Raw genomic sequence first — 25255 nt, forward strand, 5'->3', positions numbered from 1 at the left:
TCCGCATGCGCTGAATTTACGACTGCTTCGCAGCCGGACGGGGGCAAGCCCCCTCGCCACAAGGAACAAGGCAAGCCCCGCGCAACTGCCCCTCAAACTGCTCGATAATCGCTGCCCAACCCTGGCGACTCGCATGCTGACGCGCATTCAGCCGCATGCAACGCAAGGTTTCCCTTTCCTCCAGCAACCAGCGCGCCGCATCGCAAAACGCCTCTTCATCCCCCGGCATCGCCAACACGCCGTTATAGCCGTGGCGAATGTGCTGACCCGCCGCCGCCAGATCGTACGCCACCACGCCCAACCCCGAGGCCAGCGCCTCGAGCACCACATTGCCGAAGGTTTCGGTCATGCTCGGAAACAGAAACACATCCCCTGACGCATAGTGACTGGCCAAGGCTTCGCCGCGTTGTGAACCGCAGAAAATCGCCTCCGGCAATTCCTTCTCCAGGGCCATCCGCAACGGTCCGTCGCCGACCACGATCAGCTTCAAGTTTCGCTGTGGATAAGTCTCCTTTAACGTTTCGAAGCTGCGTTTGAGCAATCCCAGATTCTTCTCCGGTGCCAGGCGACCGACATGGATCACAGCAACGTCATCGTCCGCCAATCCCCATTGCTCACGCAGCGCATTCAAGCGTTTGGCCGGGTGAAACAATTGGCTGTCGACGCCTCGGGACAACAGCGCCAAACGCTCGAACTGCCGACGTTCCAGCTCCAGCCGCTGGCTGACGCTGGGCACCAGGGTCAGGGTCGAGCGGTTGTGAAACCAGCGCAGATAATGAGTGAGCAGGCGTGTCAGCAGACCGAGCCCATATTGGCTCGAGTACTGTTGGAAATTAGTGTGAAAGCCGCTGACCACTGAAATTCCCAGACGTCGAGCGGCGCGCAAAGCCGACAGACCGAGCGGCCCTTCGGTGGCGATGTACAGCACGTCGGGGCGATGGCGTTTCCAGCGTCGCAGCAATTTGTGCATCGACGACTGACCCCACTGCAATCCGGGATAACCCGGCAGCGGCCAGCCGCGACACAGCAGCAACGCATCATCACTGCCCAATTGCCGATCACAGCCCTGACGCGGTCGTATCAGCTCCACTTGATGCCCGCGCGCGCGCAAACCGTCGCACAAGCGGCCAAGGGTATTGGCCACGCCGTTGATTTCCGGAGGGAAGGTTTCGGTGATCAGAGTGATATGCAGAGCTGTCGTCATGACCTCAGTGTCAGCTGAGGCCATGTCGTCATTGTGTCATTGCGATGATGGATTTATGACGCCGCGCGCTGGGGCACCAGGTTTTCAGCGCCACGCTCACGCACCCAGAACAGCGTTGCCCCGGCCACAGCCGCCGGCATCATCAGGATGTTGACTACTGGAATCAGCAACACCAGGTACACGATCCCGCCGAAACTCATGCTCTGCCAGCGCTTCTGGCGCAGCCAGGCGAGCATTTCGTTCCAGCCGAGTTTGTGGTTGTCCGCCGGGTAGTCGATGTACTGGATGGCCATCATCCATACGCCGAACAGTAGCCACAGCGGCGCAGCGATGATGTTCACCACCGGGATGAACGAGAGGATGAACAGCCCGATGGCACGCGGTAGAAAGTAGCCGAGTTTGCGCATTTCCCGGGCCAGGGTGCGGGGGATCATTTCGATCAGTTCGCCCCAACTGAATGTCGGGAAGTCATCGGTGCCGCGCACCACCACTTCGACTTTCTCCGCGAGGAAGCCGTTGAACGGCGCGGCGATGACGTTGGCCAGCATGGTGAAGGTGAAGAACACCATCAGCACCACCAGCACCACGAAAATCGGCCACAGAATATAACTAAGGAAACTCAGCCAGTCGGGCAGGGACGGCATCAGTGTGTCGACCCACAGACTGAATTGATGCCCAGCGAGGTAAATCAATCCGACGAACAGCACTAGGTTGATCGCCAGCGGCAACAACACGAACAAACGCAGGCCCGGGCTCAGGACCAGTTTGAGGCCTTCGCGCAGGTATTGCGGGCCGGACAGAACAGGGGCGGGCATAGCGTGCTCCGAGCAGAGGGTAAACGCGCCGACCTTACCGGCTTTGCCGGGCGGGTGAAAGCGCGGCAGCGGGATCGACATTCACTGTAACAAAGGCGTCTATAAAATAACCGTGACGGGATAGAGACCGCCTATGAGCTGGATTGTTAAACCGTATTTCCTTAATCTTCGCCCCCTCGATACGCTGCACCCATTCTTTTTACAGGACTGTCGAGCTCAAGCCTTCCCCAAGTGCTTTCAACAGTCCTTTTTTATTCCCGCCGGCAACCCGGCGTTCCGCGCCAGGTATTTCGGGCCGGTCAACAGGAGCAGGTCATGTCTGAAGTCCGTCATTCGCGAGTGATTATTCTTGGTTCCGGCCCTGCCGGTTACAGCGCCGCGGTGTATGCCGCCCGTGCCAACCTCAAGCCACTGCTGATCACTGGCATGCAGGCCGGCGGTCAACTGACCACCACCACCGAAGTCGACAACTGGCCGGGCGACGTTCACGGCCTGACCGGTCCGGCGCTGATGGAGCGGATGAAAGAGCACGCCGAGCGCTTTGAAACCGAGATCGTGTTCGATCACATCAATGCCGTGGACTTCGCTGCCAAGCCGTACACCCTGACCGGCGACAGCGCCACTTACACCTGCGACGCCCTGATCATCGCCACCGGCGCCAGCGCTCGTTACCTGGGCCTGCCGTCGGAAGAAGCGTTCATGGGCAAAGGCGTGTCGGCCTGCGCAACCTGCGACGGTTTCTTCTACCGCAACAAGCCAGTGGCTGTGGTCGGTGGCGGTAACACCGCTGTGGAAGAAGCGCTGTACCTGGCCAACATCGCCAGCACCGTGACCCTGGTCCATCGCCGCGAAACTTTCCGCGCCGAGAAGATCCTGATCGACAAGCTGAATGCCCGGGTTGCCGAAGGCAAGATTATCCTCAAGTTGAACTCGAACCTGGACGAAGTCCTGGGCGACAACATGGGCGTGACCGGTGCTCGCCTGAAGAACAACGACGGCAGCTTCGACGAGCTGAAAGTCGACGGCGTGTTCATCGCCATCGGCCACACCCCGAACACTTCGTTGTTCGAAGGTCAGCTGACGTTGAAAGACGGCTACCTGGTGGTGCACGGCGGCCGTGAAGGCAACGCTACTGCAACCAACCTCGAAGGCATCTTCGCCGCCGGTGACGTGGCTGACCACGTTTACCGTCAAGCGATCACCTCCGCCGGCGCCGGTTGCATGGCGGCACTGGACGCCGAGCGTTACCTCGACGATCTGCAGAACGCCAAGTTCTGATTTCGCAGCAATGAAAAAACCGGCCTCGGCCGGTTTTTTTGTGCCCGCGACAAATGCGCTGAACCCTGTAGGAGCTGCCGCAGGCTGCGATCTTTTGACCTTGACCTTTTAGAGCGAAGTCAAAAGATCGCAGCCTGCGGCAGCTCCTACAGGGGATGTGTGGTCAGGTCAGTTTTTTCAGGCACGCCTCGAAGATGTCCAGGCCTTCTTCCAACACACTGGCTTCGGTGGTCAGTGGCGCCAACAGCCGAATGATATTTCGCGACTTGCCGCTGGGCATCAGCAGCAAGCCCGCATCCCGGGCCTGGGCCAGCAGTTGAGTCAATTGCGCCGACGCCGGGGAGCCGTCGGCATGAGCCAGCTCAATACCGCGCATCGCCCCGACGCCGGTCAGGCGGCCCAGATATGGCGAAAGTTTACTGGCACGCCAGGCTTCGTAGCGGCTGACAATGGCTTCTTCCTGCTGCGAACCCCAGGCGTGCAGGTTCGCATCGGTCATCTCATCCAGAGTTGCCAGTGCTGCAGCGCAAGCAATTGGGTTGCCTGAATAGGTGCCGCCCAGTCCGCCCTTGGGCAACGTGTCTAGCAGCGATTTGCGCCCGACTACCGCACCCAGCGGCACACCGCCGGCGATGCTTTTAGCGAGCAGGATCAGGTCGGGTTCAATGCCCAGTCGCGAGAAGGCAAAACGTTCGCCGGTGCGGCCGAAGCCGGACTGGATTTCATCGGCGATCAGCAGGATCTTTTTCTCATCGCAGAAGCGTCGCAACGCTTGGGCGAATTCCACGTCCAGCGCCAGGAAACCCGCTTCGCCTTGCACCGGTTCGACGATGAAACACGCCACGTCATTGACGTCGATCTCGACACTGAACAACCGGTCCATGGCCTTCAGCGCTTCGACGCAGGTCACGTCGTTGTCCTTGCTTGGAAAAGGCAGGTGATACACCGGGCCCGGCAGCACGCCGACTTTCTGTTTGTAGGGCGCGACTTTGCCATTGAGGTTGAGGGTGGCCAGGGTTCGGCCGTGGAAGGCACCGTCAAATGCGATGACAGCCGTGCGGCCGGTGGCGCCACGGACGATCTTCAGCGCGTTTTCCGCCGCTTCTGCGCCACTGTTGGTGAGCATGCCGCTGACCGGGTAGCCCACCGGAATGAACGCGGTCAGGCGATCCATCAGTTCGAGGTAGGGCGTGTGCGGGGCTGCGTTGAACGCGTAATGGGTCAGCCGGGTGGCTTGTTCGCGAATCGCTTCGACAATGCGCGGGTGGCAATGGCCGAGGTTCAGCACGCCGATGCCGCCGACGAAATCGATGTAGCGTTTGCCCTCGATATCCCACACCTCGGCGTTTTTGCCGTGGCTGAGCGTGACGGGATGGACGACGTTGATCGACTGGCTGATGGTTTCGCTGCTCATGGATACCTGACTCAGAAGAAGGGATGCTTCTTTTTATCTAAGCCGTGAGCAGGGGGCACCGGCAAACGAAATAAAGTCGCCGGGTCAATCTTAAAAGTCGGGATGTGTTGTAGGGGCACGGCTTGCCGGCGATGGCGGTCTTGAGATGGCCTTCGCGGGCAAGCCTCGCTCCTACAGAAAAAGCGGTTAGCGGCGGGTCAGCGGTTGCTGGGTGAATTTCACGCCGGCCAGACCATGCGCGATCAGCGCGCGGATATTGCCGTGGTCGCTGCCTTCAGGCGTCGCTACTACCGAACGGTAATGTTCGCCAAACGCCAGCAGCGCTTCTTCATCGCTCAAGCCTTCCAGCAGCGCCAGACCCAACGTCTTGCAGGAACCTTCGTTCTGCCCGGCGGCGTTTTCCACGCCACCGTTGTTGAAGGCCTGTGGCTGGTAGTCGTAACCGGCGGCGATGAAGGCCAGGGTGTCGGCGAAAAGGTGCTCGCCGCTGTTAAGGCTGGCGCGCAGGGTGTTCAAATCACTCATTAGGTTTTCCTTTGGCAAACGCCGCTTGTTGTTCGGCGCTGGCTTCTTGCTGGTATTGGGCTTTCCATTCGGCGTACGGCATGCCGTAAACCACTTCGCGGGCGTCGTCGAGGCTGACCTCGATCTGGCGTTCGTCGGCGGCGGCCTTGTACCACTTGGACAGGCAGTTGCGGCAGAAACCCGAGAGGTTCATCAGGTCGATGTTCTGCACGTCCTTGCGGCTGTCCAGATGGGCGACCAGCCGGCGAAAGGCGGCGGCTTCAAGTTCCAGGCGTTGTTGATCGTTCATGGCAGGCCCTGTGCTATCGAATCGTGGCGCGGATGATAAAAGCCTGACGAGCAATGCGCCAGACGCGCTTAGCGGCTTGCCGCCAGGGTGATCGACACCGACTCGGCAAATCGCAGTGCATGGGGTTTGTCGACTTCCACTTCGGCATACAGCACCGACTCGTTGACCATGACCAGATCGAGAATTTCCTGGGTCAGGCGTTCGAGCAGGGCAAATCGATTGCCCTCCACGTGGGCGATGATCGCTTTGGTGATGGTGCGGTAGTTCAGTGCGTGATCGATGTCGTTGTCGCGCACCGCTTCTTGCGCCGCGTACAGGATGGTCAGGTTGATCAATACATCCTGCTTGTTGAGGATTTCGTCCTCGTTGATACCGATGAAGGTGCGCAGGCACAGGTCCTTGACCCGGATGCGCGCCATTCCTGGTTGAAGTTGTGGCATTGCTACTTGCTCCGTCCAATCAATTGCAGGAACTCCTGGCGGGTGTTGCTCGACTCGCGGAAAGCACCGAGCATCACCGAGGTGTTCATGGTCGAATTCTGCTTCTCGACGCCGCGCATCATCATGCACATGTGCTTGGCCTCGATCACCACGGCGACACCGGCGGCGTCCGTCACGTGCTGCACCGCGTCGGCGATCTGCCGGGTGAGGTTCTCCTGAATTTGCAGGCGACGGGCGAACATGTCCACCAGCCGTGCAATCTTCGACAGGCCCAGCACCTTGCCTGTCGGAATATAAGCCACATGCGCCTTGCCGATGAAGGGCAGCATGTGGTGCTCGCACAACGAATAGAGTTCGATGTCGGCGACGATGATCATCTCGTCGGTGTCTGATGAAAACAGCGCACCGTTGACGATCTCCTCCACGCTTTGCTCGTAGCCATGACACAGGTACTGCATGGCCTTGGCGGCGCGCATCGGTGTGTCTTGCAGGCCTTCGCGGTCGGGGTTTTCACCCAGGCCAATGAGGATTTCGCGATAGCTCTGGGACAAGTCGTTCTGGGGCAGGGATAACGTCATGAAACATCCTCGCGGGGCAGCTTATTTGACGTGCCGTCCGCCGTTGACGGTCAGGGTCGTGCCGGTGACATAAGGGTTGTCGAGCAGATACCGCAGGCTCTGGTAGATCACTTCGCTGCCGGGTTCGATGCCCAGCGCGGACTTGGCCAGGGCCTTGGCGCGGTACGCCGCGTTGTCGTCGGGATTGAACAATAGCAGGGCTGGCGCGATGCCGTTGACCTTGATCGTTGGTGCATATTTCGCGGCGAAGGACAGGGTCAGGCTGTCGAGCCCGGCTTTGCTGGCGCAGTAGCCGATATGCTGGCTGCTGCCCTTGCGGGTCACGTCGTCGCTGATGTGCACGATGTCTGCGGGGCTAGAGCGTTCGAGCAAGTCGGCGCAATGCAGGTTGATCAGGTAGGGCGCGAGCATGTGCACACTGAACATTCGGGTAAAAGCCTGGGCGTCGGTGTCCGGGGTTTCGGCCAGCCATTCGGAGGCGTTGTGGACAATCGCCCGCAGGCAGTCGGTGTGGGTCTTGAGTTCGCTGATGAACGCGAGGATGCCGCTTTCGCTGGAGAAGTCCCCGAACACCGCCGTCGCGCCCAGATCGCGCAACGCTTGCACGCCGGGGCGTTCGCTGCGGTAGCTGAAGATCACCCGATGGCCGTCTTCGAGCAAACGCTGTGCGCAGTGCAGACCGACACGCTGGCCGGCACCGGTGATGAGGATTGGGGCTGCGGATGAGGTCATGAACGGCTCGCGTCGCGGTTAGAGCAAAACTATACCAGCGCGCGACGACGTATACCTATTGTGGGAGCGGGCTTGTGTGGGAGTGGGCTTGCTCGCGAAGGGGTCATGCCAATCGACATCAATGTTGTCTGACACGCCGCCTTCGCGAGCAAGCCCGCTCCCACAGGGGGATCAGTGGTTTTGGGTGGTGGGCGCCGCAGGCAATGGACGCGCCGGGGTGCTGTGCAGCCAGTTGGCTAACAAACGGGTCGACAAGGGAATAAAGAAATAGACCATCAATGGCGTCAGGCACAACGTGCTGATGAGCACGCGCGGCAGCAGGCTCATTTCTCCCAGCAACGGTCCCAGGACAAAATTGAACAACAGCGAAACCGGGAAGAACGCCAGCCAGATGGCCACGGCCTGTTTCCAGCGGGGCGGACGTTGACCAACCGCACCGAACCAGCCTTCGATGCCGCTGACACGATGCTCCGTTGGATGGGCGAACAAGTCGCTGCCGCGGCCCAGCCAGGCGGTGCGCGAGACGGAATGCTCCCAGGCGTGCAGGGTCTGCTCGTCGGCGAAGCGGAAGATAATCTGGAATTCGTCATCATCGGGTGGCGGAGCGAGCACGCCTGAACCAAGATAACCAGGGAAGTCGGTGGCCAGTTGTTCGCCTTCACGCAACCAGGCGATCAGGTCCTGATAACGTCCATCGGCAACGCGGCGCGCCACCATCAGCGTGACGGGTGAGGTAGACATTGTGTATCTCCGTAAGGCAATTGCGTTGCTCCGGATAGGAGTTTCGCCAGACACAGCGCCGGGGTGATGGGCTGCGTCCTTGAACAAGCAAGGATTATTCCTGAATATGAAAATTACGCCAGTGGCGTTTGTCGACTCATCAATATCTCGTGTGGCATCCATCAATGGCTTGAATGATTGCGGGGGTTAGGCGCTAGAATGGGATCCAACTCGCCCGTGGACGATAACCCCCCAAAATGCCTGCCCTGACTGACGTTCTGCCTGGCTTGCTGCCCGCTACTTCCCTTGAGCAGGAAGACCTTTTTCCGATTCGAGAAGTGGCGCGGCTTACCGGTATCAATCCGGTCACGCTGCGGGCATGGGAACGTCGGTATGGTCTGATTCAGCCCACGCGCACCGAAAGCGGGCATCGGCTGTATTCAATGAACGATATCGAGACGATTCGCAGCATCCTGGACTGGATCGACCGCGGTGTGGCGGTCAGCAAGGTCGGCAAGATACTGGCGAAGACCGAGCCATTCAAAGTGCTCTCGCACATCATTTCCAATGAACTGGTGCTCGCCGACTACGCACAGTGGCAGCAGCAGATCCATGCTGCAGTCAGCGCGTTTGATGACGTTCAACTGGAGCTAATCTACGGGCAGGTTTTTTCCAGTTACTCTCTGCCGGTGGTGTTTCAGGACATTCTGATTCCGCTCTGGAGGCGACTGTTGCAGCGTCAGGAGGCGTTCGGCCAGGCCAGCGAATGGTTGTTCTTAGATGCTTTTCTGCGATCACGCGTGGCGCAGCGCCTACTGCTGATACGTGATACATCGCCACGTCGGATTGTTGTCAGCGCGTTGGCCGGTCAGTGCCGTGAACTGGAACTGCTGGTGGCGGCGTTGTTTTTGAGCGGGTCGGATGCTGGTGTGCGCGTGCTGACAATCGGCCAGCCGTTCGATGAGCTGACCCTGGTCTGCGAAAGAATCAAACCCCAGGCGCTCGTGCTGTTTTCCAATCACGTCCCTGCCCCCGACTTGTCACGACGTTTGAATCGCCTGGCCATGAGCCTGGATTGTCAGCTGATGCTCGCCGGTGATGCGTCTGACCTGGCGCAGGAAAGCCTGGCCGGGTCGTCGATCGGTTGTCTGGGTAATGAGGGTTTGTTGATGCGACAGCGCCTGAAGCAGTTTCTGGCAGGCAATCTGGATACGTGAGGCTCAGACGTGCAGGGCAGGATGGGTCAGGCGATGTTGCTGAAGGATGAACTGACGCAGACGCTCGGTTTCGTCCGTGTCGCTTTGGCTCAGTTGATAGGCGAAGAAGCCTTGCTCGGTTTCTCGCTCGAACGTGCCGCGCAACGCGATCCGCTCGTAACCTGACGGGCTGAACCACAACGCGAAATGCTTCGGCGGTTTGGTCTTGTTGCGAACTTCCAGCAACACGCCTTTGAACGACACTTCGTGGACCCACATCGTGCCGGGCTGGCCCTTGGCATTCTCCAGCGCGACCGGTTCTTCCAGTGTCAGCCGCCAAGGCCGGACCATCGGTCCATCTTCAAAAATACTCGGCACGCCCAAACGCAAATGCAGCGCGTGGAACTCGTCCTCCACCAAGTGCAGCGGGAAAGTCATCTGCTGATTTTCGAAGTTGGCCTGGATGGTGACCTGTTCATGGGCGGCGAGACGCGTGAGCAGGTCCCGGATCTGCGAACCACCGTTGACGAGCAGGCTCGACGTTGCATCCCGCACATTGAGCTGCGGGTTGTGCTGCATGGTCTGGATAAAATCCAGCTCATCCTGGGTCAAGAGTGCGTCGCGTTGCATGGCTCGCTCGAAAGAAAAAGTTACAAAGTCATTGGTGATTGTAGTTAATGACAATTAGTTCGCTGATTTGTTTGCGCCGTTCGTCGTTTTGAGCGCAGTCAGTTCGGCCCGTAATTCAGCAACTTGCGCTTCCAGTTGCACGATACGCTGCTGTGCCTTGACTTGAACCGTCACATCTTTTTGTACACCGACAAAATATGTTTGTCCGTCGCTTTCGTTTTTAACCGTCGAAAGGGACAGCTCGTTCCAGAACGGAGTGCCATCCTTGCGGTAATTACGCAGCACTTCCCGACACGAACCACCACTGTCCAGTGCCCGGCGAATCGTTGTCAGTGCTTCTTGATCCCGGTCGCCGGATTGCAGGAAGCGGCAGTCCTGGTAGAGGATTTCTTCGCTGGTGTAGCCGGTCAGGCGTTCGAATGCCGGGTTGACGTAAATCAGGATGTTGTCTTGCTCGCCTTCCTTCTCGGCAATCACGATGCCGTCGTTGGAAGCGTTGATCACCATTTGCAGCAGTTGAGCGTTAATCATCAGAGAATCCTTTCCGAGTTGATTGAGGGCTGCATTCTAGAAGAACAACGAGGTCTGTCTACTGGCCATCAACTCTAATTGAGCGGCAATCGGAGGTTTTTTGCCGGTGCTGTTAATATCGCCCGTCTTTATACAGCTTCAGGATCAGATTGATGAAAGTCGCCATCCTTTCCGGCTCGGTGTACGGCACGGCTGAAGAAGTCGCCCGGCACGCTGCGAATATCTTAAAAGAAGCCGGTTTCGAGACCTGGCACAACCCCCGCGCCAGCCTGGCTGACGTTCAGGCGTTTGGCCCGCAAGCTTTCCTGGCCGTGACCTCGACCACGGGTATGGGCGAACTGCCGGACAATCTGCAACCGTTGTACTCGATGATTCGTGACCAGTTGCCTGCCGCCTGGCGTGGTTTGCCCGGCGCGGTGATCGGTTTGGGTGATGCGAGCTATGGCGATACGTTCTGCGGCGGTGGTGAGCAGATGCGTGAATTGTTCGGCGAACTGGGCCTGCGCGAAGTGCTGCCGATGCTGCGCCTGGACGCCAGCGAAAGCGTCACGCCGGAAACCGACGCCGAGCCTTGGCTGGCGGAACTGGTCAGCGCTCTGCGGGGCTGACCGGACGCTCGCGCAACAGTGCGAGCCAGGCCTGGGCGGCTTTTGACAGGTACGCGCCCTGGCGCCAGATAAAGGCAATGTCCCAGCGCAGATACGTCGGCGCATTCAAGGTCAGGCGCACCACGCCTGGCCGCACCAGCCCGCGCGCGACCACACTTGGCAACAGCACCACGCCTTGTCCGGCGGCCACCAGCGCCGCGAGAAAATCCGCCTGGCCGCTGCGCCCGCCTTCCTTGGGCGTAAATCCCATCTGCTGGCAGGCCTGAAGCAAGCGGTCATTGAGCACAAAGCTGCGCTGATACAGCAGGAACGGCGTGTCGGCCAATTCCTCCAGGCCAATCATTGTCTTCGCTGCCAACGGGTGATCGGCTGGCAGCAGGGCGTCCAGCGGTTCATCGCAGAACGGCTGGAATGCGAATTGCGGATCCTTCGGCAGCAGGCTGCCACCCAACTCCAGTTCGCCACTCAACACGGCTTGTTCGATGTTCAGGCTGCCGCCTTCGAGCAGTTGAATTTTGATGTTTGGGTAGCGCCGCCGGTATTCGGCGAACAGCCCGGCGAACAACGCGTCACTGCCCAGCAGCGGCAAACCCAAGCGCAACTCGCCTCTGGCCAGTTGGCTCAAATCATCCAACTCGCTGAGCAGCTCGTTGCGCAGGCGCAGCATGCCTTCGGCCCGTTGCAGGACCACGCTGCCAGCGGCGGTCAGGCGCAATTGCGAGCCCAGGCGTTCGAGCAGCGGGGTGCCGAGGCTTTGTTCCAGTTGCGCGACCTGTTTACTCACCGCCGATTGGCTGATGTGCAAGGTCTTGGCGGCCTGGGTAAACCCACCCTGGTGCATTACTTCGATGAAGCTGCGTAGCTGTTTGAATTCCATGGGCCGAATTCCATTTTGGAATGTTGCTGAGTCTAACAATTCGCTTTAGGGATGACAGCCCGCTCCGTAAAATGAGCGCCTGTGAGGACCAAAACCATGAATGCATCAACCTTCAAATACCTTTCCCGACTGGTCGCTGAGTTGGCCGTGCTGCTGGCGATCTACTTGCTCGGCTGTCAATTGGCTGCCTGGTTTGCCTGGCCGATTCCGGGAGGGGTGATCGGTATGGCGTTGTTGCTGCTGGCGTTCGCGTTCGGCTGGGTGAAACCCGCCGCATTGCAGATGGGTGCCGGATTGTTGATGGCCGAGATGCTGTTGTTCTTTATTCCCGCATTGATGAGCCTGCTCGATTACGGCGGCTTGCTGCGCGACGACGGCTGGCGAATTCTGCTGGTGATCGGTGTCAGCACCTTGATGGTGATGTTGGTGACGGCATTTACCGTGGAGCTGGTCGTGCGATTGAGGAGGCCCCATGAAGCTTGAGCTGATGCCGATGTTCTGGCTGGCCTTCACGTTGCTCGCCTATTGGTTCAGTCGCTGGATTTATCGGCGCACGGGTCGTTATTTGCTGTCGCCGTTAATTCTGGTCCCGGCCTTGCTGCTGGCGCTCGCCGTACCGCTGCACACCGCGTATGCCGAATATTCGAGCAACACCCATTGGCTGATGCTGGTGCTGGGACCAGTCACCGTGGCTTTCGCGGTACCAATCTGGCAGCAACGGCAGATGCTGGCGCGGCACTGGTCGGCGTTGTTGCTCGGAATGCTGGCGGGCAGTGCGGCATCCATCGGCAGCTCGTTCGGCCTGGCCAAGGCATTGGCGCTGGACAGCTCGGTGACGATGTCGCTGGTACCTCGTTCGATCACCACACCGTTCGCCATGCCGCTGGCCCACGACCTCGGCGGCGTGCCGGAATTGACGGCGGTGTTTGTGATGTTCACCGGGGTGTTCGGCGCGATGCTCGGCGGCATCCTGCTCAAGTGGTTGCCACTGCGCAGCGCCCTGGCACGCGGGGCATTGTTTGGCGTCGGTGCGCACGGTGCCGGGGTCAGTCGGGCCCATGAAGTGGGTGGTGAAGAAGGCTCGGTGGCGGGCCTGGTCATGGTTCTGACGGGGCTGCTGAATCTGTTCGCAGCACCCTTGTTGGCGTCGGTCCTTTGACATGGATCCAAGCACGGTGCTGCGCTGACTCGCTCGGCCATCAAGCTGGCTGCGAATGCAACTACACGAATTCCGGGGGCTGACTAGACTGCTGACACGTGAGCAAAAAATAATAAAAACCAGGAGGTCCTTGCCGTGAGTGTCACCCCCGTCCAATCCCCCCACAGTGTCAAAGACCAGGTCAGTGCCGCCGAGTGGCAGACCCGCGTCGATCTGGCGGCTTGTTATCGCCTGGTCGCGCTGCATGGCTGGGATGATCTGATCTTTACCCATATTTCCGCCAAGGTGCCGGGCACCGAAGACTTCCTGATCAACCCGTTCGGTCTGATGTTTCACGAGATCACTGCGTCTAGCCTGGTCAAGGTCGACCAGGCCGGCAACAAGCTGATGGACAGCCCCTACGAGATCAATCCGGCGGGCTACACCATCCACAGCGCCGTGCATGAAGTGCGTCACGACGTTGTCTGTGTGCTGCATACCCACACCGCTGCAGGCGTGGCGGTGTCGGCGCAAAAACAGGGTATTTTGCCAATCAGTCAGCAGTCGTTGTTCGTGCTGTCCAGCCTGGCTTATCACGCCTACGAAGGCGTTGCGCTGAACCACGAAGAGAAGGCGCGGCTGCAAGCCGACCTCGGTGAAAACAATTTCCTGATGCTGCACAACCACGGTCTGCTGACCTGTGGTGGCACCATCGCCGATACCTTTTTAATGATGTTCACCTTCCAGCGCGCCTGCGATATCCAGGTGCTCGCACAAAACGGTGGCGCCGAGTTGATCGCCATCGAGCCGCAGATTCTGGCGGGCGCCAAGGCGATGATCGCCGGCGTCACCAAAAGCGCTCAAGGGATGGGCGGCGCGCTGGCTTGGCCGGCACTGCTGCGCAAACTCGATAAACAAGACCCGAGTTATAAACTCTAATGGCACTCGCCGAGATCCCGCTGTGTGTCTGGCGCAAACGCGGCCAGACGTTCGTATTCCGTGGTCAGGTCATCCGTTACTGGACGGCCGGGCAGGGTGAGCCGCTGTTGCTGATCCACGGCTTTCCGACCGCCAGTTGGGACTGGCATTACCTGTGGCAGCCGCTGACGCAGCGCTATCGGGTGATTGCCTGCGACATGCTGGGCTTCGGCGATTCGGCCAAACCGGTGAACCACGAGTACAGCCTGCTGGAGCAAGCCGACTTGCAACAGGCCTTGCTCGCGCACCTGAATATTGAGCAGCCGGTGCACCTTCTGGCCCACGATTACGGCGACAGCGTCGCCCAGGAACTGCTGGCCCGGCATCACGAGGCTCAAGTGAATATCGCCAGTTGCGTGTTCCTCAATGGCGGCCTGTTCCCCGAAACCCATCGCCCGCTGCTGACGCAAAAACTTTTGCTCAGTCCATTGGGCTGGATGATCGGCCGCGCCTTTACCCGTGACGCGCTGGTGAAAAACTTCCGGCAGATCTTTGGTCCGCAGACCCGCCCCACCGAAAGCGAAATGGATGATTTCTGGAGCCTGATCGACAGCAATCACGGGCCACGGATCATGCATAAATTGATCGGCTACATACCGGAGCGACGAGTCCAGCGTGATCGCTGGGTCAGCGCCATGCAGCGCGGCGAAGTGCCGTTGCGGGTGATCGATGGCGAGGTCGATCCGATTTCCGGTGCGCACATGGTGGAGCGTTATCGGGAACTGATCCCCAACCCCGATACCGTGCTGCTGCCCGGCATTGGTCATTACCCGCAAACCGAAGCGCCGGCGCAGGTGCTCAAGCACTACCTGGAGTTTCGTGATCGGCTGGTTTCAGCACCGCTCAAGCGGGCGTGTTCCTGATGACCTGAATATTGAGCCTGGTGAGCTTTTGTGGCGAGGGAGCTTGCTCCCGCTGGGGCGCGCAGCGGCCCTGAAATCGGGCAGTGCTCAGTTAAAAGCGACGACTGCTTCGCAGCCGAACGGGAGCAAGCTCCCTCGCCACAAAATCATCACAACCCTGTCTTGTGCAGTCATCATCCCCCTGCCTTATCGCACACCATTCAGCCCCCTCGTCTTGATTGTGACCCGCCGCCCCGTGCCTGACACTCGAGGTCATCGTCCCCTTGGCCTGCTGGAGTTCCCCCATGAATGAGTCTGTGCGCTTCGAAGATAAAGTCGTGATCATCACCGGCGCCGGTGGCGGCCTCGGTCGTGCGCATGCACTGCTGTTCGCCAAACAGGGTGCCAAGGTGCTGGTCAACGATCTCGGCGGCACGGCTCAGGGTGAAGGCGCCAACGCCTCGGCGGCAGACCGCGTGGTCGCTGAAATCCGTGAGGCGGGCGGCATTGCCGAGGCGAACCACGACTCCGTCACCGACGGCGACAAACTGGTGCAAAACGCCCTCGACGTCTTTGGTCGCGTCGACGTCGTGGTCAACAACGCCGGCATCCTGCGAGACAAAACCTTCCACAAAATGGACGACGCCGACTGGGACCTGGTTTACCGCGTCCACGTCGAAGGCGCCTACAAAGTCACCCGCGCCGCCTGGCCACATATGCGCGAGCAAAACTATGGCCGCGTGATCTTCACCGCCTCGACCTCCGGCATCTACGGCAACTTCGGCCAGTCCAACTACGGCATGGCCAAACTCGGCCTCTACGGCCTGACCCGCACCCTGGCCATCGAAGGCCGCAAAAACAACATCCTGGTCAACGCCATCGCCCCTACCGGCGGCACCCGCATGACCGAAGGCCTGATCCCGCCGCAAGTGTTCGAACAACTGAAGCCGGAACTGGTCAGCCCGTTAGTGGTGTACCTGGCCAGCGAGAACTGCCAGGAGACTTCAGGGTTGTTCGAAGTCGGTGGCGGCTGGATGGGCAAGGTGCGTTGGGAACGCAGCCTCGGCGCCGGGTTTGATCCGCGTGTCGGGTTTTCGCCGGAAGACGTGGCGGCACATTGGCAGCAGATCTGTGATTTCGAAGGGGCGGCGCATCCGAAGGACAACATTGAGGCATTGAAGGAAATGATGGCGAATTTGCAGAAATACGCGCTCTGACACCCCTTCATTCGGCGGGGCTCGCCTGAGTCCTGCCATCCTTGCGTCACGCCCTCGCGCAAAAAACATCGCCCATAAAAAAGGCCGCTGCAAACGCAGCGGCCAAAGTAAGACGTTTGATCAAGGAGCAATAAATCAACGTCAGTGAACACGGGGCGATGAATCGAAACACGCTTCAACTCATCTGAAATCTTGCGCAAATGGCCATGACGCCATCGCTGTGTGCTTCCCGGTGGTTTCCCGTGAAAGCGCGGCAAGAATAAGGCGTTGAGCCCAAAGGAAAAATAGCGATTCGCGACATGCACTGTTACTGGGCGTGTAACAGTCGCCAATTGCCGAGTGTGCTCCCTCCTGTAGCGGCCTGTTCGGCTGCGAAGCAGTCGCGAAATAAGACGATGCGGTGTTTCAGGAAGACTGCGTGCTCAGGTTTCACGACTGCTTCGCAGCCTAACGCAGCCTTCGGCAGCTGCTACAAAAATAAGCGCCAACCCGGCGTCATGCGTTCAGATGATAGCCCGCCATCCAGCCCGTCCATACCCCGCGCAAAACCCCGCCCCGTGCGGGCATTCATCCTTTAGAGGTACAACGCGAATACCTCCTTGGTGCGCTTATCGCTCCCAACGGTCGGCAGTAGGGTGGGGCCTTCTGTCACTCACCGGGGAAGACGCATGACAAAAACAACAATGCGCGCCATCTTCACGCCGCAGGCGCTTGCCGCTGCGGTGGCTTTGGGTTGCTGCGCACAGGCCCAGGCCGTTGCATTCAATATCGGGGAAATCGAGGGCACGTTCGATTCTTCGCTGTCCGTCGGTGCGAGCTGGGGCATGCGCGATGCAGACAAGTCGTTGGTCGGCACGGTCAACGGCGGTACGGGTCAGTCGTCAACCGGTGATGACGGGCGGCTGAACTTCAAGAAGGGCGAAACCTTCTCCAAGATCGTCAAGGGCATCCACGATCTTGAACTGAAATACGGCGACACCGGTGTGTTTGTGCGCGGCAAGTACTGGTACGACTTCGAACTGAAGGACGAGGACCGCGAGTTCAAACAGATCAGCGACAGCGGTCGCAAGGAAGGCGCCAAGTCTTCCGGGGCGCAGATCCTCGACGCCTTTATCTATCACAACTATTCCATTGCCGATTTGCCGGGCACCGTGCGTGCGGGCAAGCAGGTGGTGAGCTGGGGCGAAAGTACCTTCATCGGTAACTCGATCAACAGCATCAACCCGATCGACGTTTCCGCGTTTCGTCGTCCCGGCGCGGAGATCAAGGAAGGCTTGATCCCGGTGAACATGCTGTTCGGCTCCCAAGGCCTGACCGACCAACTGACCGTTGAAGGTTTCTACCAACTGGAGTGGGACCAGACCGTTCTCGACAACTGCGGCACCTACTTCGGTGTCGACGTGGCGGCGGACGGTTGCAACAACAACTACACCGTTGGCAGCCCGGCGATTGCACCACTGGCGCCGCTGGCGGCAGCCTTTGGCCAGCCGATCCAGGTTACCCGCGAAGGCGTGGTCGTGCCCCGTGGCGGCGATCGCGATGCGCGGGATTCGGGGCAGTGGGGTACGGCGTTGCGTTGGCTCGGTGACGACACTGAGTACGGCCTGTATTTCATGAATTACCACAGCCGCACACCGACGGTCGGCACTGTCACTGCGGGCGCGTCGACCCTGGCCAGCCTGCCGGGCATGGTCAGCATCGCCAATCGACTGGCACCGGGCAGCGGCTCAGGCCTGGCCCAGAGCGTGATGCTCGGTCGCGGTCAGTACTACCTCGAATACCCGGAAGACATTCGTCTGTACGGCGCGAGTTTCTCCACCACCTTGCCTACTGGCACCGCGTGGACCGGCGAGATCAGCTACCGCCCCAACGCCCCGGTGCAGGTCAACACCAACGACCTGACCCTGGCCATGCTCAACCCGATTGCCGGCGGCGCTGCCTCGCCGATTGCCTCTGGTCCGGGGTCCGACAACAAAGGTTATCGTCGCAAGGAAGTGACCCAGATGCAGAGCACCCTCACGCACTTCTTCGACCAAGTGTTGGGCGCCCAGCGCTTGACCCTGGTCGGTGAAGCCGCAGTGGTGCGCGTTGGTGGCCTGGAGTCGAAAACCAAGCTGCGTTACGGCCGCGACTCGGTCTACGGCCAGTATGGTTTTGGTGGCGACACCGACGGCTTCGTCACCGCGACCTCCTGGGGCTACCGCGCCCGGGCGATCCTCGATTACGCCAACGTGATTGGCGGCATCAACCTCAAGCCCAACCTGTCCTGGTCCCATGACGTCAGCGGCTACGGCCCCAACGGCCTGTTCAACGAAGGCGCCAAGGCGATCAGCGTCGGCGTCGATGCCGACTACCGCAACACCTACACCGCGAGCCTGAGTTACACCGACTTTTTTGGCGGGGACTACAACACCCTGACTGACCGCGACTTCCTGGCGCTGAGCTTCGGCGTGAACTTCTGATCTGGCTGAGAAGGATGATTTTAATGCGCAAGATGATTCTGCAATGCGGCGCCCTGGCCCTGAGCCTGCTGGCGGCCAACGTGATGGCGGCGGTGTCGCCGGACGAAGCCAACAAGCTCGGCACTACCCTTACGCCGCTGGGTGCGGAGAAGGCTGGCAACGCTGATGGCTCGATCCCGGCCTGGACCGGTGGCATCCCGAAAAACGCCGGCGCGGTGGACAGCAAAGGCTTTCTTGCTGACCCGTTCGCCAACGAAAAACCGTTGTTCGTGATCACCCCGGCGACGGTCGACAAGTACAAGGACAAACTCTCGGAAGGTCAGGTGGCGATGTTCAAGCGCTACCCGGAAACCTACAAGATCCCGGTCTACCCGACCCACCGCACTGTCGCCGTGCCGCCGGAAATCTACGAGTCGGCCAAGCGCAGTGCGCTGAACGTGACCAGCATCAACGATGGTAACGGCCTCGCCAATTTCACCGGCAACCGCTACTACGCGTTCCCGATTCCGAAGAACGGCGTCGAGGTGCTGTGGAACCACATCACCCGTTATCACGGTGGCAACCTCAAGCGCATCATCACTCAGGTGACCCCGCAGACCAACGGCAGCTACACGCCGATCCGCTTCGAAGAAGAGATCGCCGTGCCACAACTGATGAAGGACCTGGACCCGGAAAAAGCCGCCAACGTGCTGACCTTCTTCAAGCAGTCAGTGACCGCCCCGGCGCGTCTGGCCGGTAACGTATTGCTGGTGCATGAGACGCTCGATCAAGTGAAGGAGCCGCGCCTAGCGTGGATCTATAACGCCGGCCAGCGTCGCGTGCGTCGTGCACCGCAAGTGGCGTATGACGGGCCGGGTACTGCCGCCGATGGCCTGCGCACTTCTGACAACTTCGACATGTTCTCCGGCGCACCGGATCGCTACGACTGGAAACTGATCGGCAAGAAAGAAATGTACATCCCCTACAACAGCTACAAACTCGACTCGCCGAGCCTCAAGTACGACGACATCATCAAGGCCGGGCACATCAACCAGGATCTGACGCGCTATGAACTGCACCGGGTCTGGGAAGTGGTCGGCACCGTCAAGCCGAGCGAGCGGCACATCTACGCCAAACGCCACATGTACATCGACGAAGACAGCTGGCAAGTGGCGCTGGTGGATCACTACGACGGTCGCGGTCAACTGTGGCGTGTAGCCGAAGGTCACGCCCAGTACTACTACGATCACCAGGCTCAGGCCTACACCCTTGAAGCGCTCTACGACATCATCGCCGGTCGCTACATCGCCCTGGGTATGAAGAACGAAGAGAAGCACAGCTTCGAATTCGGCTTCGAAGCCAAGGCTGCGGACTACACGCCATCGGCCCTGCGTGCGGAGGGTGTTCGCTAAGAAAACACCATAACCCCCTGTGGGAGCGGGCTTGCTCGCGAAGGCGGTGTATCAGTCGGCATTGTCGTTGCCCGACCCACCGCTTTCGCGAGCAAGCCCGCTCCCACATGGGTTACGTGTGACCAACGGGTCGCGCTTTTTTATGGGCAGCAATCAGCGTTCTGAATGTTTCTCAACAAGCGCGTTGCAGAGGGCTAGGGTGGCGGCACAACTATAAAAAGGCACGCCGCAATGACCGCCATGACCCCGTGTCTGGACCGGCCTGGATTCCTTCCTCGCCTGTCGTCCCATCACCTGCCAAGAGTACGGCTGAGCGAACCGCTGCTGGCGTCACCCGCGCGGGTAAAATTGCTGTGCGCGCCGCCGGGCAGCGGCAAGAGTGCGTTGCTGGCCGAATGTCTGTTACAGGCACCGGCGCAGTGCAGGGTGGTGTGGCTGGCCTTGTCCGGCGTGGCGTCGAGCCGTATCGATTTTTGTCAGCGCCTGGCGGAGGCGCTTCAGTTGCCGGCAGCGGGCGAGCCTGCCTTACTGGCGCAGTTGGCGCGTGTGTCGATGCCCACCTGGTTGTTTGTCGATGACTACTGCCGTGTGCCCGCGCCGGAACTGGACGGGCTGCTCGATCAACTGCTGGCCGTCAGCAACCCGCTCATCACTTGGTGGCTGAGTGGTCGGCGGCGGCCCCATTGCAACTGGCCGCGCCTGTTGCTGGATGACGAGTTGTATGAATTCGAAGGCCGCACGCTGGCGCTGATGCCGGCGGAAATCGAACAACTGCTGCGGCACTTCGAGGCACCGTTGGCGGCGAAAACCGCCCGGCGGATTTTCCAGCGTAGCGGTGGCTGGTGCGCCGCCGTGCGGATCGCTTTGCTCGATGGCTGCCAATGGGCCAAGGACCCGAATCATCCGGGCCGCACGGCGACTTTGCTCGATTATCTACAGCACGAATTGTTCAGCAGCTTGCCTGCCGAACTCATCGAAGCCTGGCAGGTGTTGGCGCATCTGCCACGGTTCAACGCCAGTCTGTGCGAGCACCTGTTCGGCGCCGGGGAGGGCGCTCGCTGGATGCTCGAGTTACAACTGCGCGGCTGTTTTATCGAAGCCTGGCACGATTCGTCGGACTGGTTGCAGGTGTTCGCACCGCTAAGTCGATTGATGCGCGATGAGCCCTGGCCGGCCGGACGCTCTTGGCATCGACGGGCCTGTCAGTGGTTTTGCGCTCAGGAAGACTGGCAAGCAGCGTTCGAACAGGCGTTGTTGGCCGAAGAGTTCGAGGTGGCCGTCAGCTTGCTGCAGCATTTCAATCTTGAGCATTTGTTTCGAGGCCAGAACGTGGCGTTGCTGTTGCGTTTGCATGAGCAACATGGCGATGACTTGATGCTCGGTTCGCCGCAACTGGTCGGGTTGGTCACGGCGGCTTTGCTGTTCGCCGGTCGCTTCGAACAAGCGTCGGCGAGTATCGAGCAACTGGAGCGTTTCGCCCCGCAACCGAGCGCGACACAGCAGCGCCAATTGCTCGCGCGTTGGCAGGCTCAAATGGGCTGGTTGCTGCATCTGCAGGGGCGTGGGGACTCTGCCCGTGCGCACTTTCTGGAGGCGCTGGCCGCACTGGGGGCAGAAGCCTGGTCCGCGCGTTTGTTGTGCTTGTCCGGGCTGACCCAGCAGGCGCTGCTCAATGCCGATCTCGAGGCCGCCCAGGCCCTCAATCGCGAAGCGCTGTGCCTGGCGCGGGCGCACAATTCGCTGTTGTTTGAAGGGTTGCTGGAACTTGATCACGCGCAGTTGCTGGAGCAGCGCGGCGCTGCCGGACGTGCTGAAAGTTTGCTCGCTAACATTCATGAATTGTTGAGTCAGCAGGCCGACCCGGCGACGCCACTGTTGGGGCGTATCGCCTTGCGCCGGGGGCGTCTGGCCCTGAGCCAAGGGCACGATGAGCTAGCGGCCGAGTTCTTTGATTCGGGTCTGCACGACTGCCTGCGCAGCCAGGACAAACGCGTGTTGTACGGTTTTCTCGGCCAGGCGCAATTGGCCGCCAATCAGGGCGACTATGCCCAGGCATTTATCCGGTTGCGCGACGCCGAACGCTTGATGCAGCAGCGGCAGATTCCCGACACGGTGTATCGCGGGGCGCTGTTACAACTCAGCAGTCAGTTCTGGTTGCAACAGGGGCGGCCGGAGCTGGCTCTTGAGGCGCTGAGTCGGGTGTTGCGTCATTACCGTGGTCCGAATGCGCGGCAGGCGCCACCGGCGACGCTGGAATTGCTTCCGCGGATTGAATATTTGTTGGTGTTGGCTGAAGTCCAACTGGGGCAGGCACCTCACGTGCAACTTGACGATCTGCTCGATCAAGCCAGGCAGCACGGTATGGCGAACCTTGAAACGGAATTGCGCCTGGCACAGGCAGAACTTGCCTGGCTGGCCGGTGATGAAACGACAGCACGCGAGGCGTGGGAAAAGGCTCGGGAGCTGATATCCCGTTGGCACTTGCAACAGGCATTGAGTGATGTGAGCCGGCGTCAGCCCCAACTTGTTCGCCATCTGTCTGATCACGATGCGAAGTCGGAATCACTTCGACCAATCAGCAATGAAAACCCCCTGAGTCTGCGAGAACGGGAGGTGCTTGAATTGATTGCCTTGGGTAATTCCAATCAACAAATTGCTGAGCAGTTGTATATATCGCTGCACACGGTGAAGACCCATGCTCGAAGAATTCATGGGAAGTTGGGGGTGGAGCGCAGGACGCAAGCGGTAGCCAAGGCCAAACGTCTGGGTATTGTCGGGTAATCATGACAATTAACGGTGTTGTCGATTGATTGTTGGTTTGTGTGAGTCGTGTTTTTAATTGTTTATTACATATAGTTGGAAATAGCTTTCAACTTCTTTTTTTGATTTTAACTTTATAAGGTTGGCGCATTCGACGGGGTGGCAAAAAGTCACTTCATGGTTAACAAAGGAATGTGTGCGTGAGTAATGAAAGTAAGCAGTTTTCGATTGTCCACGAAAAGATGATCGTGCTGAATGATGTGAACTCGGTTATCGCTGCCGAGTGCAATGCCGTACCGACGGTTGATGTGATATTTCGTGCGCTGGTAACGAATGCGCTGAAACAAATTAAACCTGATCTTGATTTGAATAAAATTTACATCAATAGAGTAGCTGTCGATCCCAAGGGTAGTTATCAACCGGTAGGTGCACTGTTTCAAGTCGTCCAGGAGTGTCTCGAACGGAGGCTCAAACCCCAATACACGATCGGTGTTTATGGCGTGTACGACCAGCCGAATTCGACTTCGTTTTCGGCGCAAATCAAGACACTTGGTATCTATGACATTGAAAAGCTGATTGAAAGCATTCTCGTCAACCTGGTGCCTGGGTACGGGTTTCACTTGAATGACTATTGGGTGACCGCCATCGGAACCGATGCTCAGGGGCGACAATTACTGGCACCGAAGGATCGGATGGAGCAGCTATATGCCAAAGCATTTTGGGCTGAGCTCGATCTGGTGGTACACAACGGAAACTTCACGGCGGATGAACACGGCTGGATCAATCGAACGTATTCAGCATCGCGTGTCTGGCCTCAATCAATTTTCAATGTGTCTATTGTCGGGAGTAACGGGGAGGTTCAGGTTCTACCTGCTGCATTTGTTATACAAATTGATGGCGCTACCAAGAATGAACTTATCCCTGCTAATGACGGGCGTACCTGTGCACTTTACCTGCCGAACGATGGGCTCAGGAGGTTCACAGATTCTTTGAGCCTTCACCGGGCCGTTACAGAACTGTTGAGCGTTGAAAGCAGCCGTAAGGACTTGCTTGAAGCGTTGCCTGTTGAGGGGGCCAGTTCTTTAAAGGGAACGCTTAGCGTCCGGTTTTTTAATATCAAAGAAGATCTGTTCAATTATTGCGCAACCGGACAGCTCGAAAAGCAGGCGCTCGATATCACCCACTATTGGAAGAAAACACAGGAGACCGGCAATGACTATGCAACAGTCATGGACTCACTCCGCCGCACACAAGGTTTGATTCAGGTGGCGGCCAATGGCAGTGCGCGAGCCGCCCGGTATTTGCAACAAGCCACCAGAAATGCCTGGCCACAGTGGTTGAAAGTAGCTTCAAAAGCCGACCAGCAGCGTTATGTGGCGCTGGAAAAAGCGCATCTGCAAAGTGAAGTCGAACTGTATGAGCGGGTAGGCAATGCCGTTTCACTGAAGGCTTATGCACGCGCAAGTGTTGAGCAGCATGTTTTTCAACGAACGGGGACGAAGATCGATCCAGACCATATTCTTGTAACGATTCGTCATGCCTTCCGACTCGGGTCAAAAACGATCGAGCACGAAGAGCAGATGACGCTGACAGAGCTTTCTATCAGCGGGCTGCACGATAAAAGTGCCCGTTTTATCTTCCGCGTTGAAGGGCCGACGGCTGCTGTGCTGACACAGGGTTTTGTCGAATCGGTTATTGAAACGCTGGACCTGCGTGTGAAGTATCCCGACTACCGTCATTCTGTTTATCGTCAGACGCCGGTACAGGATGCACTGATTGAAACAGCGGGCAGGCTCACGGCGTTGTCAGTTTTCAGTGCACAACTTCAGAACCATCTCAAGCCGAAGGGCCTGGAGATGGTCCAGCGTTGCAATCTGGGTGATCCGGCATTCGTGGTCTGGGGTGTGTTGTTCCGTAATGGTCACACTCCGTTCAAGGACATGATTGTCTACTCCCAGCCAAACCATCAGACACAGTTTCCGCATGTCTTGTACGCCCCAGGTGCGCCGGGTGGTCGGGATTGGTTTGAATTTGCAAGTTATGGCGATTTGCAGAAACACATTGCCAGATGGTGCGCGGGGTCAGAAGGGCTTGAGTATGTTGTGCAGCAATCCATTCCTGCCGACCAAGTAAAGATAGAGCACGAGTTAAAAGAGTCTGGTGCGCTGGCCATGGCAGGCAAGACCAACGACATCAGGTTTGTCGACTGGAGGGTTGAACCGCAAAGGCCCTTGCGTATGAGCGTTCAACAAGCGATTGAGTCGGCTGATCAGGCGCAAAGGACTTCGACCCCTGACTGGTTCAAAGCAGCCACTTTGGCAGACCGCCAGACGTTTGCGCGATTGCACACCGAGCACAAGGCCATTTTTGCGCTGACCAAAGAGACAGGAAACATCATTCCTTTTCAAACGTTTGCCCGTGACCTGGTAAAGCGCGAACTCAATCTATATTTACGCCGCTCGGGTGCGCACCCGGAACTGGATCCGGATCAGATTGAAGTCAATCTCCTAGTGTGCTGTTCTCTAAATAATTTACCCATTAGCCTATGAGCCCATTGCCTCACGGGCGCGCTGGATTTTGTTCAAGATATCTTCGCCTTTGGCGTTCCAGACATAGCGAGTCGGTTGCGC

24 protein-coding genes are annotated in these 25255 nt (G+C 58.9%); 12 read left to right on the plus strand and 12 right to left on the minus strand.

From position 1 onward, the window contains the following. Nucleotides 1–16: 16 nt before the first annotated feature. Nucleotides 17–1228: a glycosyltransferase family 4 protein gene (locus ACWIKB_RS29190; protein ID WP_475270980.1), complete on the minus strand. Its 1212-nt coding sequence runs from the start codon at nucleotides 1226–1228 to the stop codon at nucleotides 17–19. A gap of 29 nt (nucleotides 1229–1257) precedes the next feature. After that, nucleotides 1258–2019: a sulfate transporter CysZ gene (gene cysZ, locus ACWIKB_RS29195; RefSeq protein ID WP_475270981.1), complete on the minus strand. Its 762-nt coding sequence runs from the start codon at nucleotides 2017–2019 to the stop codon at nucleotides 1258–1260. 315 nt (nucleotides 2020–2334) lie between these two features. On the opposite strand from cysZ, the gene trxB reads away from it, so the two are divergent. Beyond that, nucleotides 2335–3297, plus strand: coding sequence for a thioredoxin-disulfide reductase (gene trxB / locus ACWIKB_RS29200; protein WP_475270982.1), 963 nt, complete (start codon nucleotides 2335–2337; stop codon nucleotides 3295–3297). Nucleotides 3298–3460: 163 nt separating this feature from the next. Here the strand turns inward: trxB and ACWIKB_RS29205 are convergent, their stop codons facing one another. The 7 genes from ACWIKB_RS29205 to ACWIKB_RS29235 form a co-directional block, all read right to left on the minus strand. Beyond that, nucleotides 3461–4711 carry a 2-aminoadipate transaminase gene (locus tag ACWIKB_RS29205; protein ID WP_475270983.1) on the minus strand — a complete coding sequence of 417 codons (1251 nt, stop codon included), beginning with the start codon at nucleotides 4709–4711 and terminating at the stop codon, nucleotides 3461–3463. A 186-nt stretch (nucleotides 4712–4897) separates the two neighbouring features. Beyond that, the gene (locus ACWIKB_RS29210) at nucleotides 4898–5236 is read right to left on the minus strand and encodes a HopJ type III effector protein (protein WP_475270984.1); all 339 of its coding nucleotides are present in this window, start codon (nucleotides 5234–5236) and stop codon (nucleotides 4898–4900) included. Further along, nucleotides 5229–5525 (minus strand): DUF1244 domain-containing protein, encoded by a 297-nt coding sequence (locus ACWIKB_RS29215; RefSeq protein WP_017336573.1) that lies wholly within the window; start codon nucleotides 5523–5525, stop codon nucleotides 5229–5231. The genes ACWIKB_RS29210 and ACWIKB_RS29215 overlap by 8 nt, the downstream gene beginning before the upstream one ends. Nucleotides 5526–5593: 68 nt before the next feature. Further along, on the minus strand, nucleotides 5594–5965 hold the full coding sequence (folX, locus tag ACWIKB_RS29220) for a dihydroneopterin triphosphate 2'-epimerase (RefSeq protein WP_054049847.1): 372 nt from the start codon (nucleotides 5963–5965) through the stop codon (nucleotides 5594–5596). Nucleotides 5966–5967: 2 nt separating this feature from the next. Then, nucleotides 5968–6543 (minus strand): GTP cyclohydrolase I FolE, encoded by a 576-nt coding sequence (folE, locus tag ACWIKB_RS29225; RefSeq protein ID WP_475270985.1) that lies wholly within the window; start codon nucleotides 6541–6543, stop codon nucleotides 5968–5970. Nucleotides 6544–6564: 21 nt separating this feature from the next. Then, nucleotides 6565–7275 carry a dihydromonapterin reductase gene (folM, locus tag ACWIKB_RS29230; protein WP_475270986.1) on the minus strand — a complete coding sequence of 237 codons (711 nt, stop codon included), beginning with the start codon at nucleotides 7273–7275 and terminating at the stop codon, nucleotides 6565–6567. A gap of 171 nt (nucleotides 7276–7446) precedes the next feature. Further along, entirely contained in the window at nucleotides 7447–8016 is a 570-nt protein-coding gene (locus tag ACWIKB_RS29235; protein ID WP_475270987.1) for an antibiotic biosynthesis monooxygenase, read from the minus strand. Between the two features lie 236 nt (nucleotides 8017–8252). Between ACWIKB_RS29235 and ACWIKB_RS29240 the strand changes: the two genes are divergently transcribed. Further along, nucleotides 8253–9212 carry a MerR family transcriptional regulator gene (locus ACWIKB_RS29240; RefSeq protein ID WP_475270988.1) on the plus strand — a complete coding sequence of 320 codons (960 nt, stop codon included), beginning with the start codon at nucleotides 8253–8255 and terminating at the stop codon, nucleotides 9210–9212. Between the two features lie 3 nt (nucleotides 9213–9215). Here the strand turns inward: ACWIKB_RS29240 and ACWIKB_RS29245 are convergent, their stop codons facing one another. Together ACWIKB_RS29245 and ACWIKB_RS29250 are read right to left on the minus strand one after the other, a co-directional pair. Further along, a complete protein-coding gene (locus tag ACWIKB_RS29245) occupies nucleotides 9216–9821 on the minus strand; it encodes a hypothetical protein (RefSeq protein ID WP_475270989.1) in 606 nt (201 codons plus the stop codon). Between the two features lie 54 nt (nucleotides 9822–9875). After that, nucleotides 9876–10352: a PAS domain-containing protein gene (locus ACWIKB_RS29250; protein WP_475270990.1), complete on the minus strand. Its 477-nt coding sequence runs from the start codon at nucleotides 10350–10352 to the stop codon at nucleotides 9876–9878. Between the two features lie 152 nt (nucleotides 10353–10504). Between ACWIKB_RS29250 and ACWIKB_RS29255 the strand changes: the two genes are divergently transcribed. After that, nucleotides 10505–10960: a flavodoxin gene (locus ACWIKB_RS29255; protein ID WP_475270991.1), complete on the plus strand. Its 456-nt coding sequence runs from the start codon at nucleotides 10505–10507 to the stop codon at nucleotides 10958–10960. On the opposite strand, the gene ACWIKB_RS29260 is transcribed toward ACWIKB_RS29255, so the two are convergent. Then, complete coding sequence (locus ACWIKB_RS29260; RefSeq protein WP_475270992.1) at nucleotides 10941–11837, minus strand: LysR family transcriptional regulator; 897 nt, start codon at nucleotides 11835–11837, stop codon at nucleotides 10941–10943. The genes ACWIKB_RS29255 and ACWIKB_RS29260 overlap by 20 nt on opposite strands. A gap of 96 nt (nucleotides 11838–11933) precedes the next feature. On the opposite strand from ACWIKB_RS29260, the gene ACWIKB_RS29265 reads away from it, so the two are divergent. From ACWIKB_RS29265 to ACWIKB_RS29305, 9 genes are all read left to right on the plus strand, one after another. Beyond that, complete coding sequence (locus ACWIKB_RS29265; protein WP_475270993.1) at nucleotides 11934–12320, plus strand: CidA/LrgA family protein; 387 nt, start codon at nucleotides 11934–11936, stop codon at nucleotides 12318–12320. Beyond that, nucleotides 12310–12996 (plus strand): LrgB family protein, encoded by a 687-nt coding sequence (locus tag ACWIKB_RS29270; protein WP_475270994.1) that lies wholly within the window; start codon nucleotides 12310–12312, stop codon nucleotides 12994–12996. Before ACWIKB_RS29265 ends, ACWIKB_RS29270 begins: the two co-directional genes overlap by 11 nt. A gap of 135 nt (nucleotides 12997–13131) precedes the next feature. Beyond that, complete coding sequence (locus ACWIKB_RS29275) at nucleotides 13132–13914, plus strand: class II aldolase/adducin family protein (protein WP_475270995.1); 783 nt, start codon at nucleotides 13132–13134, stop codon at nucleotides 13912–13914. Then, nucleotides 13914–14816 carry an alpha/beta fold hydrolase gene (locus ACWIKB_RS29280; RefSeq protein WP_475270996.1) on the plus strand — a complete coding sequence of 301 codons (903 nt, stop codon included), beginning with the start codon at nucleotides 13914–13916 and terminating at the stop codon, nucleotides 14814–14816. The genes ACWIKB_RS29275 and ACWIKB_RS29280 overlap by 1 nt, the downstream gene beginning before the upstream one ends. A gap of 284 nt (nucleotides 14817–15100) precedes the next feature. Then, entirely contained in the window at nucleotides 15101–16012 is a 912-nt protein-coding gene (locus tag ACWIKB_RS29285; RefSeq protein WP_475270997.1) for an SDR family oxidoreductase, read from the plus strand. Between the two features lie 668 nt (nucleotides 16013–16680). Next, nucleotides 16681–18474: a DUF1302 domain-containing protein gene (locus ACWIKB_RS29290; protein ID WP_475270998.1), complete on the plus strand. Its 1794-nt coding sequence runs from the start codon at nucleotides 16681–16683 to the stop codon at nucleotides 18472–18474. 23 nt (nucleotides 18475–18497) lie between these two features. Next, nucleotides 18498–19865 (plus strand): DUF1329 domain-containing protein, encoded by a 1368-nt coding sequence (locus tag ACWIKB_RS29295; RefSeq protein ID WP_475270999.1) that lies wholly within the window; start codon nucleotides 18498–18500, stop codon nucleotides 19863–19865. Nucleotides 19866–20096: 231 nt separating this feature from the next. Further along, complete coding sequence (locus ACWIKB_RS29300; protein ID WP_475271000.1) at nucleotides 20097–22646, plus strand: LuxR C-terminal-related transcriptional regulator; 2550 nt, start codon at nucleotides 20097–20099, stop codon at nucleotides 22644–22646. Between the two features lie 179 nt (nucleotides 22647–22825). After that, on the plus strand, nucleotides 22826–25174 hold the full coding sequence (locus ACWIKB_RS29305) for a dermonecrotic toxin domain-containing protein (RefSeq protein WP_475271001.1): 2349 nt from the start codon (nucleotides 22826–22828) through the stop codon (nucleotides 25172–25174). The last annotated feature ends 81 nt before the right edge of the window (nucleotides 25175–25255 follow it).

It is taken from the genome of Pseudomonas sp. 5Vm1k, from assembly GCF_056161485.1.